This is a genomic window from Mesorhizobium sp. C120A (genome assembly GCF_030323105.1).
Lineage (GTDB): Bacteria > Pseudomonadota > Alphaproteobacteria > Rhizobiales > Rhizobiaceae > Mesorhizobium.
In genome coordinates this window covers 4,942,812-4,957,139 of sequence record NZ_CP100476.1, presented here as the reverse complement: position 1 = coordinate 4,957,139, position 14,328 = coordinate 4,942,812, and the positions used below count along the sequence as shown (strand labels likewise).

The following is a 14,328-nucleotide window of genomic DNA, read 5'->3' as shown; positions in this document are numbered from 1 at the left end:
GCCCTCCGACGAGGGTCGACTGCGCCATATCGGGCTGTGACAAGCAGGTCGAGAGAAGGCAATGGTGCGCGGCTCACTATAATCGCTGGAAACGGCACGGCGATCCGCTTGCCGGCGGCACTCCTCGCGGCAGCACGGTGGGCTCTCCCGAGCGCTTCTACCGGCAAGTCGTGCTGCCTTACCAAGATCGGGCGAACTGCCTCATCTGGCCGTTTGCCAGGATCAGTACCGGCTACGCAGTGATAGGCGCTGGCGGCTGCGTTCGCCTAGTCTCTCGTCTCGTCTGCGAGGAAGTGCACGGCCCGGCACCGTCTCCAGACCACGAGGCGGCTCACTCCTGCGGATGCGGAGGAGATGGCTGCGTGAACCAATGGCACCTTTCGTGGAAAACTCCGATCGAGAACGCCGCTGACAAACTTGACCACGGCACAATCGCCCGGGGTGAGCAGCACGGAAATGCCAAATTAACTGAGGCCGATGTTCGCAGCATTCGCTCTCTAGGCGGAGGTCTCCTGCACCGTGAGATCGGCGACCTCTTCGGCGTCACCTCAAGCACAATATCAGTCATTCGCAGCCGCAAAAGTTGGGGGTGGTTCAAATGATCATCGGTGGTTTTGACCCGGCAAAATCGTTCGGATACGCGTTCTACAATACGGACAAACCGCTCTCGGCCATCGAATCGGGATCCCTGAAACTGCCAAGCGGCGGCGAGGTAACTGCGTTCGATAAAATCTTCTACCTGCGCGCCGAATTGGTGCCGTTGCTGCGGCAGTACAAGCCGGCATTCGTAGGAATCGAGGCGCCTTTTATGTTCGCGCCGAAATATCATCGCCAGCCAAAGCGGGACATGCTGACCGGTGTGATTGAGGATGGCCAGGGCGAGGACTCGTCGATCAATCCGAAGACGCTTTCGGTTGCTGGCCAGATCGCTGGTGCGGCAACAGCGCTGACCTTAGCTTGGAACATCCACTGCGCTCAGTTCCAGCCGCGCACATGGCAAGCCATCATCCCAAAAGCCATTCACGGCGCGTTCACCGGCGAGGGCGCCCCGAAGAAGCGGGCGAAGGCTTTCTGCGATGCCATGCGCATCACCTCTCCCAACATCGATAGCCGGGACGCGGCGCTGATCGCGATCTACACCGCCGGCTGCCAGGAATTCAAAATGCTGCAGCAGCGCCAGAGGGCGGCATGATCGCTGCGCTCTACGTCGAGACCAACGGCAGCTACTACGGGCTGCCTGGCGTCGATCCGTGGGACGAGCAGCGGGACGCGCGCGCCTATGCCGGGCCACACCCTGTCGTCGCCCATCCTCCCTGCCAGCGGTGGGGAAAGCTATGGGCAGGCTCCCCGATACACATCAAGCGCACCGGCGAACGCAAGGTCAAAGGCGACGACGGTGGTTGCTTTGCCGCGGCGCTGGCCGCTGTGCGCCAGTGGGGCGGTGTTCTGGAACATCCTTGGGAATCGGCGGCATGGCCGTACTTCGGCCTGCATATGCCCGACAGGGCTGGCGGCTGGATCATTGCCGACTATGAAGGCGGCTGGACGTGTTGCGTTGAGCAAGGCCAGTACGGACATTATGCCCGCAAGCCGACACTTCTCTACGTATGTCGCATCGATCCGCAGGCGCTGCCTTCTCTGCGATGGGGCTTCCGGCGCGCGAATCTCGATCCCGCTGTTGTGGCGCGAATGGGCTTGAAGCGCGCCCAGCGGCTCGGCGAGGTTGGGGCCAGAGGGGGGGGCAAGGACAGCGCGCCCCGGATCGGCACGCCGGAGCCCTTCCGCGATCTGCTTATTTCCATGGCGCATACCGCCGGTCTGCGGAGGGCCGCGTGAGTGACAACCTCATCAACAAACTCCGCGATGTGCTGGGGGAACTCCCCAACAACATTGAGGCGGAGCAGACCTTGCTGGGTGCCATCTTCGTCGACAACCGCACCTTTGACCGCGTGGCGCCCTTTCTCGAGGAGGATCATTTCTACGAGCCGCTGCACCAGCGCATTTACATGGTCTGCAGAGAACTGATCCACATGGGCAAGCCAGCCACGCCGATCACGGTCAAGCCGTTCTTGCCGACCAACGCCAAGATCGGCGACATGACGGTGTGGCAGTATCTCGTCACGCTGGCCTCGGCCGCGGTCGGAACCATGACCGCGCGCGATTCCGGCATAGCCGTGCATGAGGCATGGCTTGCCCGAGAGGCGATTTTCGCCGCGGTCAACTACGTCCAGTTCGCCTATGATCCGCCGCCCGGCGTCGACGTCATCGGCGAGCGCACGGATATCGAGGACAAGTTCGCCCAGTTGCGCGGCATGCGCATCAAGCCGGACAACAGCCGCCGCGGCGCCGGCGCTCGCTACCTCAACAACATGGAAGAGAACAAGGAGCGCGGCTCTGTCATCGGCATCCCGATCGGGCTGAAGGAAATCCAGCGCGTCATCTCCGAGCCGTCCTTCGAGATCGGCAACTATTACGGCCTGCTGTCGAGCTCTGGCGAGGGCAAGACCAGCCTCACGGTGCAACTCGTCTATCATGCGCTGGCCGCCGGCTGCGCGGTGCAGTTCCAGTCCTATGACCAGTCGGCCGAGCAGATCGTGCGGCAGATGGTGGCACAGCGTCATCGCATCGAGGCCAGACGGCAGCGCTTCGGCGACCTCAGCCAGTCGGAATGGGTGGACGCCAAGGCTTTCGCCGACTGGATCGACGAGCAGCCGTTCGAGGTCGTCAAGTGCTCAATGGAGGGCGCGCCGCAACTCGCGAGCTATGCCCGCTCCTTCAAGCGCCAAAAGGCCGGCGAGCGGCCGACGCTGATCGTGACCGACCACATCAAGCGCATCACGCCCGAGCGCAACACCGAGCGCTCTGACCCTGGCACCAAGGCCGGCGTCATCAACGGCATCCTGAAGGCCACCGCGACATCGATCGGTTGCGCCTGGCTCATGCTCAACCAGCGAAACACATCCGGCATGCAGCGGGATAATCCCCGCCCGATCGCATCGGACCTGTTTGGCGGCGAGGGCACCAAGGAGTCCTACGACTCTGTCGTGTACCTCTATCGCTTCAAGAAATTCCTCGACGAGCGCAATGCGATCGCCTCCTCCAAAAGCGACCAGACCACCATCGAGAGGGTGTTCCCTTCCGCCGTCCGCGTGGATGGCAAGGACATCGCCGAGATCGGCGCGCTGAAGGTGCGTTTTGGGCCAACCAATATCCGCGAGACGCTCGATTTCAACGCCAAGTTCACGCTGCTGGAATCCGTCGAGCCGCAGACCGAGATCGACCAGGAAGAGATGTCTTTCCTCAATGGGATGTGACCAATGAAATACTTCACCGATGAATTCCTGAAAGAGCAATACACGCTCGATTTCGGCAGCGCCGGCATCAACCCGCCGCTTATCCCGACGGTCAACGTGCCGCCGATGTTCTCGAAGGAGTGCCTGGCCGCCCTTCTGAAGCAGCATCCGGACGCACCATTCGTCACCACATGGCATCGGTGCGCAGATGGTGACGTCGAAATCCGCTGCATGGAGCGGCAAAGCGCCGTTGTCGGGGGCCTGGCCCTCTTCGTCCGGGATAGTTTCAACGGCAAGGGCAGGGGCAGGTCGGCCAGCTTCCGCATCCATTGCTCGACAATCTCGCTGTGAAGGAGTTCCCCATGCGCCTCTTTGCATCATCAGCGACCGAGCGCGGCATCAGGCAGCGCGGCGTGGTGTGCTTCCCCTCGGAAACGATCAGCGAGGTGCGGCGCCGGCCGATTGTGGTCAGACCTGCGCGCAAGCCAGTCGGGCCCATCGTCATCCCGCTCACGGAATCGCAGGAGATCATTCTCGCGATCGCCCGCAAGCACAAACTGACCGTGGCCGAGATCATCGGGCCGCGGCGGTTTCGCGACATCGCGGCAGCCAGGCTGGAAGCGGTGCGCGCGGTGAAGAAGGCGTGGCCGGCTGCAACCAACGTGCAGATCGGCCTCATGTTCAACCGGGACGCCACGACGATCATGGACATGCTGGCGAAATGACCCGCCAGATCGTCCTGCCATCGGGGTTTGAAGTCTGGGAGCACGGAAAGTTGGTCGCTGTGGCGGTAAGAGACATCTATGCCGGCGAGCCGTGGGGCGCGGAGATGTTCGTGAATTATGCCGGCGCCCCCGCTGACCTGCCCGAGGCGGTCATCAGGCTCCGCACCTTCACCATCAGCACGGCACTGCCCAAGGAGACAGCCAATGCAATCCGTTGATATCAGCGTAGCGGATTTGCTGGCCACCGCCTGTCGCGTCGCCACCGCCGCCGAAGCCGCAGCATTGAAAGCCGAGCAGGCCAAGGCAGCCGGCGCATGTGATTGGCAGCCAGCGCACACGGCATCTTTGAAAGCGCGGGCCGCCCGTGCGGTGGCCGACGCGATTGCCGAGATTTGCGCGGAGGAGACCAATGGCTGATCCGATCACGCTCGTCACGTCGGAGCGCAAGGCCACCGAGGGCGTCAAGGCTCAACTGCAAAGGGCGCTGGCCTATGCCGACAAGGAAGGGTGCACCGGCGTGGCGATCGCTTTTGTGACCGCAGACGGCGGCACTGCAACGCTCATGGAGCCAGGCGAGAATGTCGCCACCCTGATCGGCGCCGTGCAACGCATCAATCTCAGGCTGCTGGAGCGCCAGTAGGCATGTTCGCGCGCAGCACATCGTTCATGAGCGTCTGGTATCCCGGCCCTGTGGCCTTGAAGGCTGCCAGCACGTCTGCATCGATGCGCGTGGTGATGCGGACCTTCACCACCTTGAACAATGGCTTGTCGGCCTTCGCAGCCTTCTTCCGCTCTGCTGCTGGCCTGCCCATCTGCTTCAGGGACTCGGCCACCAAAGCCGCGACAGTGGCAGCGAGATCAGGGGGCGCAGACGGCGCATCGGCGGCGACCAGCTTCGTCGGCAGAGGCTCCACCGCCGCCGCAGCCTCCTCCGTCACCAGCCGGCTCGGCGCGTCCAGCGATTTCCCGCGCAGCGCTGCAAGCCTCGCTCGTGCCTCTTCAGGCGACGGCGTGGGCGCAAAGGAGAACTCTTCGTCGTCGGTAGGCTCTTCAACGCGATCCATCTGCCGTACCTCTCATTTTGTATGCACAGTCGATATCGATATGTACCATTCTGTATGCACAACAATCAAGGTGTACATACACGCAGGAGGCCAGTAAATCATGCGCGCAGACGGTTACGATCTGGGGCGCTGGTCTGGCGGCCTCGCGGAATGGGTAGAGGGTGACACCGCCTTTCTCTCGGTCGCCTTCACATGGCGGCTAAACGATGCCTATCAGCGCGCTTGCTGGCATCGCGCTGCCGGGCTCAATGTCCGCGTTGGCGGCCCGGGCGTCTTCACCCGCAAGCATTTCCTCGCCGACGTCGCTGAGATCGGCGGCTCGATCGACGATGCCGTGGTGCATCACAACCCGATGGCGACGATCGCCAGTCGCGGCTGTCCAGTCGGGTGCTGGTTCTGCATCGTGCCGAAGATGGAAGGTAAGGAGTTCACGCTCCTCCCGGATTTCCCGGTGCGGCCGGTGCTTTGCGACAATAATCTTTCCGCGCTGCCGGCCGACTACCAGGATCACATCGTATCGCGCTACCAAGCGGCCGGCGTGCCGCTGCTCGACGCCAACAGCGGGTTTGAGCCGCGCACCTTCGACGATGATGTCTACGCCCGCTGGAAGGCGATCAATCGCGGTCCATGGCGCTTCGCCTACGACGACATGGCCGAGCGGCCCTTTGTCGAGCGCGTCATGCGTATGCTTGCGGCGGTCTCACCGCGCCAGAAGCGTGTCTATGTCCTGATCGGCAACGAGCCAATGGCAGCCTGCATGCAGCGGATCCGGGAGGTTATAGCATGGGGCGGCGAACCTCACGTCCAGCCATTCATGAAGCTCAACGCGCTGGAACGCCGTCCTTATCCCCGCTTCGATTGGAATGAACAACTTCTGCGCGATGTGGCACGCTGGGCAAATTCGCCGATGATCTGGCGCAAGGTGCCATTCGAAGACTATCGTCGGTCGGTCAAGACACGCGAGCGATACGACGAGCAGGTGGGGATGTTCGTCTGATGCCTGCACTGAAAAATCCAAGGCATGAAGCGTTCGCGCAGGCGCTCGTCGACGGGCTGCCAGCGTACAAGGCATATGTCGAGGCGGGCTATAAGGCGCACGATGGCGATGCTTCGAGGCTGAGAAGAAAAGCGCAGGTGCAAGCCCGTATCAGCGAATTGTTGGAGGAACTGGCTGAAAAGAAGCTGGTCACAAGGGAATCGCTGGCGGCCGAGATCGATCAGGGCATCGTCCTGGCGCACAAGACCGAGCAGTCAGCATCGGTAATCAGCGGCGCGATGGCCAAAGCCAAGCTGTTCGGGCTCGAGGCGCCCACCCGCAATCTCAACGTCAACCTGTCGGGCACCTTCAACCAGCTAACCGACGACGAGCTGCGATTTGAGGTGGCGTCGATGATCAACGAGGCGCGGGCCGTCAAGGGAACGCCGCCAATCGCGCTGCCGGCGAAGAAGGAGGAAAAGGACAATGGCTGAACCAATTGCAAAGTTCTGGATGGTCTGGAACCAGAATGGCCGCGGGCCAATCTACAAGCATCCATCCAAGGCACTGGCTAGGAAAGAGGCCGAGCGTCTAAGCCGTATGTCTCCCGGCTCGGTCTTCTTCGTGCTGGCGACCGTCGACGCTGTGATTGCAGAGATCACCCCGCCAGAAACTGTCAAATTGGTCAAGCCTGACCCGGCAGAGGTGAGCGACAATGAAATCCCGTTCTGAGGGCAGCGCCCAATGAACGCCGCTCCTGCCCTCACAGCAGCCGATCTCCTGCAGGACATAGACGCCGCAGACATCGCCTTGCTGCCGCGTGACAGGCAGGAGCGCTTCGCCGCATTGCTGGCGGCGCTGAACCGACGTGCCAGCCGGCGCCAGTTCTTCGATCTCTTCCCGGATCGCGATACGGCCGGGCCGGACGGGCAGGTGATCTTTTCCCGCGACAGATATCCAAGGCACATGGAGTTCGTCAAAGCCGGCGCGACCTACAGAGAGCGTGCCTTCATCGCCGGCAACCGCATCGGCAAGACCACGCTTGCGGCCTATGAGTTAACCGCCCACCTGACCGGGCTGTATCCGCCATGGTGGAACGGCAGGGTTTTTGACGGACCCGTCAGCGCCTGGGCCTGCGGGAAGAAGAACGAAAGCACGCGCGACGTGAACCAGCGGGCGCTCCTCGGTAATGTCAGCTACGACACCGACGACGGCCGCAAGGGGTTCGACGGAAAAGGATTGATCCCGTCGCACCTGACGGGCAGAATAACCTGGAAGCGCGGCGTCGACGATCTGGTCGACACGGTTCTGGTCAAGCATGTGTCTGGATCCTGGTCGCGGGTTGGCCTCAAGGCTTACGAGCAGGGGCGTGGCGCATTCGAAGGTACGGCCAAGCACGTCATCTGGCTGGATGAAGAGCCGCCGCTCGACGTCTACGGCGAATGCCTGATCCGCACGGCCACCACCGGTGGGATTACGATGCTGACCTACACCCCGCTTGAGGGGCTGTCGGAGACGACGATGCAGTTCATGCCGGGATTTGGAGATTGAGATGACGAAACTCACCCCCGATATGTTCAAGCTGTCATTCATGGAAGAGGCGCATCTCTTGCGGCGCACCGCGTGCGCGAACAGCCGGAGCAGCAAACTCGACGAGCGCACCAGCATGTGGGTTATTCGGATGGAGGCATGGCGCGATTTCATGGCTTCGTCCGATTTCCTGACGGTCGCCGTGGTCTCCACCCAGCGCTTGCATGGTCGACGTAACGAATTGCTCGGCCTCCCTGTACGCCTGACGATCGACGACGAGCCGGACGTGCCGATGATCCAACTTGTCATGGAACCGGAAGCCAAGCCGCGCCGGTAGCGCTTCAGACATTCGCCAGCGCTGCCATGTTAGACGGGTTCATCCTTATCCAGGAGCCCTGAGCATGGCCAACGTCTTCATCACCGAATATGCCAGGCTTGGCGCGGACCTGTCGGGCAAGATCGTGCTGGCAGGCTTCGAGCCCGCCGCCGCCGAGCAGGTGATCGCCAATCCCGTCGCCTCGACGCAGTCTTCCGTGCTCAACGCATCGACGACCTTCGTGATGATCCATGTCGATGCCGCGGCGCACGTCAAGTTCGGCACCAACCCGACAGCCGTCACCACAGCCGGCCATATGTCCGCCGGCGAGACGCGCTTCTATGGCGTGCAGCCAAACCAGGCAATTAAGATCGCCGCGATCAACGGGGCTTAGATGACCTGGATATCCCTCGAAGCTGGGGCGCAGCAATCCAGAGGCGGGGCGCTGGCCTCGCCCGTTGCGACATCCCTGCCCACCGTTTCAGCCGCGCCGACCGCCGCATGGGGCACAGCCAAGATGATTGCGGCCTATGGGGGCGCTGCCGGGCGCACGCAGCGCATCTCCGATGATGTCGAGGCTGACGTGGCCTTCGGCACGAAGTTCGCCGACGTCTCCGGCATCGGCATCGGCACGCACAACTGGAAGACGCTCTACGACCAGACCGGCAATGCCAACCACATCACCCAAGCAACCAAGGCCAGCCAGCCATCAGCCAGCCCGCTGACGGTCAACAGATGTCCTGTGGTGCATTTCGATAGCTGTCCGCTGGCCGGTATCGTCAAGTCCGTGAGCATGGCCTGTGCCACAGGGCCGGTGACGGAGAAGTCCGCGTTCACGATGTTCCTGCTCTTGGCGCCGAACCAGTCGTTCAACGACAATTACTTCGTTGTCCAGCCTCCGGGCGCAACCACGCTTTCGCTGTTCACGCAATCCACCAACGTCGGCGTGAAGGGGAACAACACCAGCCCGTTCAGTTCCACCCGCAAGATGCCACGCGTTCAGCAGCATGTGCTGCGCTGGCGCGGTGGGCCTACCGGCAAGCAGTTCGCCGTCAACGGCGACACGCAGTTGGTCACCACGGCGCCGACCGCAGGCACTGAAACCGGCATCGCTTTCGGCAAGCACTTCAGCACTGCCAGTTTCGACGGTGAGTTCGACCTTATTGCCGCCCTGGTCTATAACGCCACGCTGTCTGACGCCGACTGCCTCCTGGTCGAGGCGGCGCTCTATGCCCAGTGTGGCGTCCAGACGGTCGCCAGCAACCTGATCATCTTTGATGGTGACAGCCGCACCGAGGGCAGCGGCCACACGCTCAACCAGTCGTGGGTCAAGCGGATCATGGCCTCCCTCAGCAAGGCCTCCCACGGCGTCAACATGGGTATTGGCGGGCAGACGCTCAACACCATGGCGACCAATGTCGCAAGCCGCGTCAATGCGCTCTACGATGCCACCTACACCAGGAACATCGTCGTTGACGGGGCATCCGCAATCAACGACTTCACCGCCAATCGCACCGCCGCTCAGGCCATAGCCGATCGTCAAACATGGGCGGCCGGACTGCATGCCAGCCAAAAGGTGATCTTCGCGACCTGCCCGCTGCGCGACACCTCGACCGCGCCGCAGAACCAGGCCCGGATCGACTACAACACATGGCTCAAGGCGAACTATGGATCGCTGAAGACCGGCGCCGTGCTGGTCGACATCGATGCCATCCCGCAGTTTCAAGCCTGGTCGTCGACCTACTGGATCGACATCGTGCACTTCAACGACGCCGGACATCAGCTTTGGGCGCAGGCGTTCAGGCCCGCAATCGAAGCCTTGCTGGCGTAGGCACAGTTTTTTCAGCAGCAACCTGTCATCAATGGTCGTCCACACGACAAACCCTTCGAAGGAGGTTTTCATGAAATATCGGTACTGGCCCAGTTGGGCCGTCCTCTCGATTGCCGCGTGCATGCTGCTGATCACGTCGACGTTCAGTTCGATCTCCAGCTTCAGCACGTTCTCCTATGCCAGCGCCTTCTCCGCGCCGGTGCTGCCGCCCATCATCGAAATCCGCTACCAGGCAGCGCTCGCCGATGAGCATGCCCTACCGGCCGGCGATGCAAACCTGAATGACCGCTTGCGCTCGATCGACATCCGCACCGCGCTCGAAGACACCGGGCGACTCCGATACGATCTGGGCTGACGTATAAATCAGGTCTGAAAATAACGCCCGTCATCATCCAGATGGCGGGCTTTTTCTTTGAGGCACACGTTTTTCAGATGCGCCGTGCCAGTGTCGCGTCTTCACACGAGGAGTGAAGCAGTGAAGAGGCTCATCGGCTATGCAGGCCGCGACAGCGGCGGTGAATGGCGAGGCGACGACAGCAAGTGCCAGAGCATCGGGGCTATGGAGCGTGCTGACCGTCGTTCTGCAATCCTGATCCGCCACAACAACGGCGATAGCCACGTCGAGATTGCTTCGGCCTACGGCATCACAAGAGAGCGCGTCAGGCAGATCGTAGCGGCCGCCGGCGGTATCCCGCGTCGCGGCAAGCAGCGACCCAAGGCTGGGTTAAGTGCCTGAAATCTCCTCGTCCAAATATGTGGTGCAGGCGGGCTGGTCCGATGTTCCGCACATCGACCCGAAGGCGCAGGCCGAACTGCTCGCCGCCACGCCGCCATGGCTGCGCGATGCCCGCACCAAGGGAGAGCCATCCATGGGCGCAGGCGCGATCTATCCCATTCCGCTCTCGGATATCGAGGTCGACCCGTTCCCGATCGGCAAGTTCTGGAAGCGCGGCTATGCGCTGGACGTCGGCTGGAATCGCACCGCCGCCATCTGGGGCGCGCAGGACCCATCGACTGGCGTCATCTATCTCTATGCCGAGCACTACCAGGGCCAGCAACTGCCGATCATCCATGCCGCGGCAATCAGGGCGCGCGGCGACTGGATACGCGGCTGCATCGATCCTGCCGCCCGGGGCCGCGCCCAGCGAGACGGCGAGAAGCTGATCAGCGAATACATGGGCGACACCTGTAATCTGAAACTGATCTCCGCCATCAATGAGGTCAGCACCGGGCTCGAGCAGGTCTGGCAGGCGCTCGCCGTCGGCCGGCTCAAGATTTTCAAGACGCTTCAGCATTTCAAGATGGAGTATCGCGTATACCGTCGCGACGAGCACGGAGCCGTCGTGAAGAAGAACGACCACCTCATGGACACCACGCGCTACCTCTGGATGACGTGGGAAAAGGTCGCCTCGCTGCCATCGGCCGGGCCGACTTCGACCGCCTTTCGTGCAGCCGACAGCCGGGCAGGGATGTAGATGGTTCAGCCTTTCGCCTACCAGTCGCAGCCCGCGCAGGCAGATCAGCAGCCGACCAACACCACCCAGTTCGACGACGAGCGGGCGGCTATGATGAAGGGCGACAAGCTCGCCCAGGCCATGAAGTCCGTGGTCAGCGAGCTTGAAGCGGAAGCCAGACGCCGCGTCGGCCTGCGGCAGGCGATCGAGAACCGCTGGATCGAAGACCTCGAGCAGTACCATTCGCGCTATGACAGCGAGACGGAGAAGGTCCTGATCTCCGAAGAGCGCTCGCGCCTGTTCATCAACCTGACGCGGCCCAAGACCAATGCCATGGGCGCCCGCTTCAAGGACCTGCTGTTTCCGACCGACGAGAAGAACTGGGGCATCCAGCCGACGCCGGTGCCCAGGATGACGGAAGCCGCCGAGGCCGCTGCCGGCCAGGCGCGCGACCTCGAGCAGCAGGCATTGCAGGCGCAGCAGCAGGCCACGCAGCCACAGCAGGCGCAAGGCCCGCAAGGCCAGCCGCCGCAACAGCCGGACCCGGCCGCCCAGCAGAAGGCGGACGCCCTGACGCAGCAGGCCAACGCAGCCAAGGAAGCATGGGGCAAGCTCAACGCCGTGCTTGAGGAAGGCCGTCGCCGCTCGGAACTGATGGCCGAGACCATGGACGACCAGCTTACCGAATGCGGCTACCAGGCGATCAAGCGCGACCAGATCGATTGGGCCATGAAGATCGGCACTGGCGTGACCAAGGGGCCGGTCACCGGTGATCGTGTTCGCCGCGGCTGGAAGCAGAAGCCGGTCCAGGGCCAGGACGGCAAGCCAATTGTCGACGAAACCACCAAGCAGCCCAAGGTCGACGGGCCGCACTATCTCGATATGGCCGAGGGCGACCAGCCCGGCTTTCGCCTCGTCGACCCGTGGGGCTTCTTCCCCGATATGGATGTCGCCAAGATCGAGGACGGCAACGGCGTTTACGAACGTCACCTGATGAACCCGAAGAAGATGCGGGAACTGCAAAGGCTGAAGAACTTCGACGTCGACGCGCTGCGCCGGCTGCTGATGACGAAGCCGATCTCCAATGCGCCAGCCTACATCTCCCAGCTTCGCAACATCCGCAGCGAGGCGCAGGACGTCTCCGGCCCGGTCTACCATGTGTGGGAATATAACGGGCCGCTCGAGCCCGAGCAGATGCGCATGCTGGCGCTGGCGACCAACAACGAGGTTGCCTACCAGCTTGCCGCCGATGTCGATCCGCTGACCCAGGTGAACGCCTGCGTGTGGTTCTGCGACAGCGAAGTGCTGAAGTTCGCGCTTTATCCCTACGATTCGGGCGAGTGCATGTATTCGGTCTTCAACCTGGTGAAGGACGAGTCCAGCGTGTTCGGCTACGGCATGCCGGCGATCCTGCGCGACCTGCAATCCGCCTTCAACGCCGCATGGCGCACGATGATGGACAATGCCGGCATCTCGTCGGGGCCGCAGGTGGTGGTCGACAAGTCGACGATCGAGCCCGCCGACGGCGACTGGAAGATCAGGCCGCGCAAGATTTGGTATTCGACCAAGGGCATCACCAAGGAAAATCCCCCTTTCCAGATATTCCAGATCCAGAACAACCAGGCCGAACTGGCCAACATCATCATCCTGGCCGAGCGGCTGACCGACGTGGTCTCGACCATGCCGCAGATTGCGCAGGGCGAGATGGGCGCCATGCCCAAGAACACCCCGTTCGGCACCACCGTGCTGAGCCTCAACAACGCCAACGTCGTGTTCCGGGACGGCATCAAGAATTTCGACGACGATGTGACGGTGCCGGACCTTCGCCGCCTCTACGACTGGAACATGCAGTTCAGCCCGAAGGAAGAGATCAAGGGCGACTACGACGTCAAGGCGATGGGATCGTCGGTGCTTCTGGTGCGTGAGATGCAGGCGCAAAGCCTGATGGCGATCGCGATGAACTTCGGCGGCCACCCGGTCTACGGCCCGATGCTGAAGAACCGCGACCTGTTGAGGAAGATATTCCAGGCGCACATGATCCCGGCCGACGAGGTGATGCTGTCCGACGAGCAGATCGACGCCGTGCTGGCGATCGCCGCCAAGCAGGCCGAGCAGGACGCCAAGGCCGGTTCGTCGCCCGACAATTCCATGGAATTGCAGCAGATCAAGCGCGACATCCAGATGGATCGCATCAAGGCCGACATCGAACTCGCCAACATGGAAGGCGACTACAGGCTGAAGGCCGCCAACTACGCCCGCGACACCGCCATGATGACGCTCGCCAGCGCGCAGAACATGGACATGGAGAAGCTCCGGGCAATGATGGACAAGGGCGACAAGGACAATCAGGTCAAGCTCGCCATGAAGAAGATGGACACCGACAGCGCCGAGCGGAAGCTGGCTGTCGAGGCAGCGGTCACGGCAAGCCAGCCTGCGCAGGAGCAGCACGGCGGGGGTTCGCTATGATGGAAATCATCATCGACGTCGAGATCGACAAGATGCAGGTCACGCATGACGGTCAGATATTCCCGATCGTCGCGCTGATCGATGACCATGGCGAGGATACGCCAGACCCCAAGACCGCAGCGGTGATTGTCTACGGCAAGGAGGGCGTGGGTTTTCGCGTGTTCGACATTCGCGAAGGTCGCGAAGGGTTGGCCGGAGAGCAAGGCGTTACCCCAGCCACGAAGGTTTCAATGCAATGACCGAAGAGCAGATCAAGCACATGGTGAGCCGCTTCCTGACATGGAAGATCCCGGCGACCTTCAACCCTGACAACGGCATCACCAACGTGCCGATGTACGTCGTGGACAGCAAGATCATGAGGCGCGATCAGTCCGGCACCAACCTCTTCGACGGTGAACAGGCGGAAGAGATGATCCGGCACATGCTCGAAGGCCTGCCGGAATGAAAATCGACATCGCCAGCGAGACATGGAGCGCGGTCCGCAAGTTCTGCGAGAAGCACATCGAGGTGCAGACCGAGATCGTCCTGCAGCCCGGCCGCCAGCCGCACGAATACGACGCCGCCCGCGGCGAGATCATCGCCTACCGTGCCGTCCTGGCATTGAGCGCGCCGATCAATGTCGAGCCGTCCGGCGACTATTCGAAGCGCACGGACCGCTCTGGAATCTAAACGA

Annotated in this window: 24 protein-coding genes; 23 read left to right on the top strand and 1 reads right to left on the bottom strand. The window is 62.2% G+C overall.

Annotated elements, in window-relative coordinates; translation table 11 throughout:
* Positions 1-362 precede the first annotated feature (362 nt).
* The 9 genes from NL532_RS24255 to NL532_RS24215 are packed head-to-tail and all read left to right on the top strand — an operon-like array spanning position 363 to position 4,658.
* On the top strand, positions 363-602 hold the full coding sequence (locus NL532_RS24255) for a hypothetical protein (RefSeq protein ID WP_155923808.1): 240 nt from the start codon (positions 363-365) through the stop codon (positions 600-602).
* Positions 599-1,192: a hypothetical protein gene (locus NL532_RS24250; protein ID WP_031203053.1), complete on the top strand. Its 594-nt coding sequence runs from the start codon at positions 599-601 to the stop codon at positions 1,190-1,192. The genes NL532_RS24255 and NL532_RS24250 overlap by 4 nt, the downstream gene beginning before the upstream one ends.
* On the top strand, positions 1,189-1,836 hold the full coding sequence (locus NL532_RS24245) for a hypothetical protein (RefSeq protein ID WP_050590948.1): 648 nt from the start codon (positions 1,189-1,191) through the stop codon (positions 1,834-1,836). Before NL532_RS24250 ends, NL532_RS24245 begins: the two co-directional genes overlap by 4 nt.
* On the top strand, positions 1,833-3,314 hold the full coding sequence (locus NL532_RS24240) for a replicative DNA helicase (RefSeq protein ID WP_155923807.1): 1,482 nt from the start codon (positions 1,833-1,835) through the stop codon (positions 3,312-3,314). The genes NL532_RS24245 and NL532_RS24240 overlap by 4 nt, the downstream gene beginning before the upstream one ends.
* Before the next feature lie 3 nt (positions 3,315-3,317).
* A complete protein-coding gene (locus tag NL532_RS24235) occupies positions 3,318-3,644 on the top strand; it encodes a hypothetical protein (protein WP_023828976.1) in 327 nt (108 codons plus the stop codon).
* On the top strand, positions 3,623-4,018 hold the full coding sequence (locus NL532_RS24230; RefSeq protein ID WP_155923806.1) for a helix-turn-helix domain-containing protein: 396 nt from the start codon (positions 3,623-3,625) through the stop codon (positions 4,016-4,018). The genes NL532_RS24235 and NL532_RS24230 overlap by 22 nt, the downstream gene beginning before the upstream one ends.
* Positions 4,015-4,236, top strand: a complete 222-nt coding sequence (locus NL532_RS24225) for an SET domain-containing protein (protein WP_023828974.1) — start codon at positions 4,015-4,017, stop codon at positions 4,234-4,236. The genes NL532_RS24230 and NL532_RS24225 overlap by 4 nt, the downstream gene beginning before the upstream one ends.
* Positions 4,223-4,435, top strand: coding sequence for a hypothetical protein (locus tag NL532_RS24220; protein ID WP_031203049.1), 213 nt, complete (start codon positions 4,223-4,225; stop codon positions 4,433-4,435). Before NL532_RS24225 ends, NL532_RS24220 begins: the two co-directional genes overlap by 14 nt.
* A complete protein-coding gene (locus tag NL532_RS24215) occupies positions 4,428-4,658 on the top strand; it encodes a hypothetical protein (RefSeq protein WP_023828972.1) in 231 nt (76 codons plus the stop codon). Before NL532_RS24220 ends, NL532_RS24215 begins: the two co-directional genes overlap by 8 nt.
* Here NL532_RS24215 and NL532_RS24210 read toward each other — a convergent pair.
* On the bottom strand, positions 4,636-5,082 hold the full coding sequence (locus NL532_RS24210; RefSeq protein ID WP_023828971.1) for a BrnA antitoxin family protein: 447 nt from the start codon (positions 5,080-5,082) through the stop codon (positions 4,636-4,638). The genes NL532_RS24215 and NL532_RS24210 overlap by 23 nt on opposite strands.
* A 100-nt stretch (positions 5,083-5,182) precedes the next feature.
* On the opposite strand from NL532_RS24210, the gene NL532_RS24205 reads away from it, so the two are divergent.
* The 14 genes from NL532_RS24205 to NL532_RS24140 all read left to right on the top strand — a co-directional run bounded on the left by NL532_RS24205 (position 5,183) and on the right by NL532_RS24140 (position 14,324).
* Positions 5,183-6,079 carry a radical SAM protein gene (locus NL532_RS24205; protein WP_023828970.1) on the top strand — a complete coding sequence of 299 codons (897 nt, stop codon included), beginning with the start codon at positions 5,183-5,185 and terminating at the stop codon, positions 6,077-6,079.
* Complete coding sequence (locus tag NL532_RS24200; protein ID WP_023828969.1) at positions 6,079-6,552, top strand: terminase small subunit; 474 nt, start codon at positions 6,079-6,081, stop codon at positions 6,550-6,552. The genes NL532_RS24205 and NL532_RS24200 overlap by 1 nt, the downstream gene beginning before the upstream one ends.
* Positions 6,545-6,790, top strand: coding sequence for a hypothetical protein (locus NL532_RS24195; protein ID WP_023828968.1), 246 nt, complete (start codon positions 6,545-6,547; stop codon positions 6,788-6,790). The genes NL532_RS24200 and NL532_RS24195 overlap by 8 nt, the downstream gene beginning before the upstream one ends.
* A 12-nt stretch (positions 6,791-6,802) precedes the next feature.
* Positions 6,803-7,609, top strand: coding sequence for a terminase large subunit domain-containing protein (locus NL532_RS24190; RefSeq protein WP_023828967.1), 807 nt, complete (start codon positions 6,803-6,805; stop codon positions 7,607-7,609).
* Between the two features lies 1 nt (position 7,610).
* Positions 7,611-7,925 carry a hypothetical protein gene (locus tag NL532_RS24185; protein ID WP_031203041.1) on the top strand — a complete coding sequence of 105 codons (315 nt, stop codon included), beginning with the start codon at positions 7,611-7,613 and terminating at the stop codon, positions 7,923-7,925.
* 64 nt (positions 7,926-7,989) lie between these two features.
* Positions 7,990-8,298: a hypothetical protein gene (locus NL532_RS24180; protein ID WP_023828965.1), complete on the top strand. Its 309-nt coding sequence runs from the start codon at positions 7,990-7,992 to the stop codon at positions 8,296-8,298.
* Positions 8,299-9,735 carry an SGNH/GDSL hydrolase family protein gene (locus NL532_RS24175; RefSeq protein WP_023828964.1) on the top strand — a complete coding sequence of 479 codons (1,437 nt, stop codon included), beginning with the start codon at positions 8,299-8,301 and terminating at the stop codon, positions 9,733-9,735. It begins immediately after the preceding gene.
* A gap of 70 nt (positions 9,736-9,805) precedes the next feature.
* Positions 9,806-10,090 (top strand): hypothetical protein, encoded by a 285-nt coding sequence (locus tag NL532_RS24170; RefSeq protein WP_155923805.1) that lies wholly within the window; start codon positions 9,806-9,808, stop codon positions 10,088-10,090.
* A gap of 120 nt (positions 10,091-10,210) precedes the next feature.
* The gene (locus NL532_RS24165; RefSeq protein WP_031203039.1) at positions 10,211-10,471 is read left to right on the top strand and encodes a sigma factor-like helix-turn-helix DNA-binding protein; all 261 of its coding nucleotides are present in this window, start codon (positions 10,211-10,213) and stop codon (positions 10,469-10,471) included.
* Positions 10,464-11,210, top strand: coding sequence for a phage terminase large subunit family protein (locus NL532_RS24160; protein WP_155923804.1), 747 nt, complete (start codon positions 10,464-10,466; stop codon positions 11,208-11,210). Before NL532_RS24165 ends, NL532_RS24160 begins: the two co-directional genes overlap by 8 nt.
* A complete protein-coding gene (locus NL532_RS24155; RefSeq protein WP_023828960.1) occupies positions 11,211-13,655 on the top strand; it encodes a hypothetical protein in 2,445 nt (814 codons plus the stop codon).
* A complete protein-coding gene (locus NL532_RS24150; protein ID WP_031203035.1) occupies positions 13,655-13,894 on the top strand; it encodes a hypothetical protein in 240 nt (79 codons plus the stop codon). Before NL532_RS24155 ends, NL532_RS24150 begins: the two co-directional genes overlap by 1 nt.
* Entirely contained in the window at positions 13,891-14,100 is a 210-nt protein-coding gene (locus NL532_RS24145) for a hypothetical protein (protein ID WP_023828958.1), read from the top strand. Before NL532_RS24150 ends, NL532_RS24145 begins: the two co-directional genes overlap by 4 nt.
* Positions 14,097-14,324, top strand: a complete 228-nt coding sequence (locus NL532_RS24140) for a hypothetical protein (RefSeq protein WP_023828957.1) — start codon at positions 14,097-14,099, stop codon at positions 14,322-14,324. Before NL532_RS24145 ends, NL532_RS24140 begins: the two co-directional genes overlap by 4 nt.
* Positions 14,325-14,328: the final 4 nt, after the last annotated feature.

Excerpts from the sequence above, each read along its gene's own strand:
- NL532_RS24250 (WP_031203053.1), top strand. The coding sequence starts at position 599 with ATGATCATCGGTGGTTTTGACCCGGCAAAATCGTTCGGATACGCGTTC.
- NL532_RS24245 (WP_050590948.1), top strand. The coding sequence starts at position 1,189 with ATGATCGCTGCGCTCTACGTCGAGACCAACGGCAGCTACTACGGGCTG.
- NL532_RS24235 (WP_023828976.1), top strand. The coding sequence starts at position 3,318 with ATGAAATACTTCACCGATGAATTCCTGAAAGAGCAATACACGCTCGAT.
- NL532_RS24225 (WP_023828974.1), top strand. The coding sequence starts at position 4,015 with ATGACCCGCCAGATCGTCCTGCCATCGGGGTTTGAAGTCTGGGAGCAC.
- NL532_RS24220 (WP_031203049.1), top strand. The coding sequence starts at position 4,223 with ATGCAATCCGTTGATATCAGCGTAGCGGATTTGCTGGCCACCGCCTGT.
- NL532_RS24215 (WP_023828972.1), top strand. The coding sequence starts at position 4,428 with ATGGCTGATCCGATCACGCTCGTCACGTCGGAGCGCAAGGCCACCGAG.
- NL532_RS24210 (WP_023828971.1), bottom strand. The coding sequence starts at position 5,082 with ATGGATCGCGTTGAAGAGCCTACCGACGACGAAGAGTTCTCCTTTGCG.
- NL532_RS24205 (WP_023828970.1), top strand. The coding sequence starts at position 5,183 with ATGCGCGCAGACGGTTACGATCTGGGGCGCTGGTCTGGCGGCCTCGCG.
- NL532_RS24200 (WP_023828969.1), top strand. The coding sequence starts at position 6,079 with ATGCCTGCACTGAAAAATCCAAGGCATGAAGCGTTCGCGCAGGCGCTC.
- NL532_RS24195 (WP_023828968.1), top strand. The coding sequence starts at position 6,545 with ATGGCTGAACCAATTGCAAAGTTCTGGATGGTCTGGAACCAGAATGGC.
- NL532_RS24190 (WP_023828967.1), top strand. The coding sequence starts at position 6,803 with ATGAACGCCGCTCCTGCCCTCACAGCAGCCGATCTCCTGCAGGACATA.
- NL532_RS24185 (WP_031203041.1), top strand. The coding sequence starts at position 7,611 with ATGACGAAACTCACCCCCGATATGTTCAAGCTGTCATTCATGGAAGAG.
- NL532_RS24180 (WP_023828965.1), top strand. The coding sequence starts at position 7,990 with ATGGCCAACGTCTTCATCACCGAATATGCCAGGCTTGGCGCGGACCTG.
- NL532_RS24175 (WP_023828964.1), top strand. The coding sequence starts at position 8,299 with ATGACCTGGATATCCCTCGAAGCTGGGGCGCAGCAATCCAGAGGCGGG.
- NL532_RS24170 (WP_155923805.1), top strand. The coding sequence starts at position 9,806 with ATGAAATATCGGTACTGGCCCAGTTGGGCCGTCCTCTCGATTGCCGCG.
- NL532_RS24155 (WP_023828960.1), top strand. The coding sequence starts at position 11,211 with ATGGTTCAGCCTTTCGCCTACCAGTCGCAGCCCGCGCAGGCAGATCAG.
- NL532_RS24150 (WP_031203035.1), top strand. The coding sequence starts at position 13,655 with ATGGAAATCATCATCGACGTCGAGATCGACAAGATGCAGGTCACGCAT.
- NL532_RS24145 (WP_023828958.1), top strand. The coding sequence starts at position 13,891 with ATGACCGAAGAGCAGATCAAGCACATGGTGAGCCGCTTCCTGACATGG.
- NL532_RS24140 (WP_023828957.1), top strand. The coding sequence starts at position 14,097 with ATGAAAATCGACATCGCCAGCGAGACATGGAGCGCGGTCCGCAAGTTC.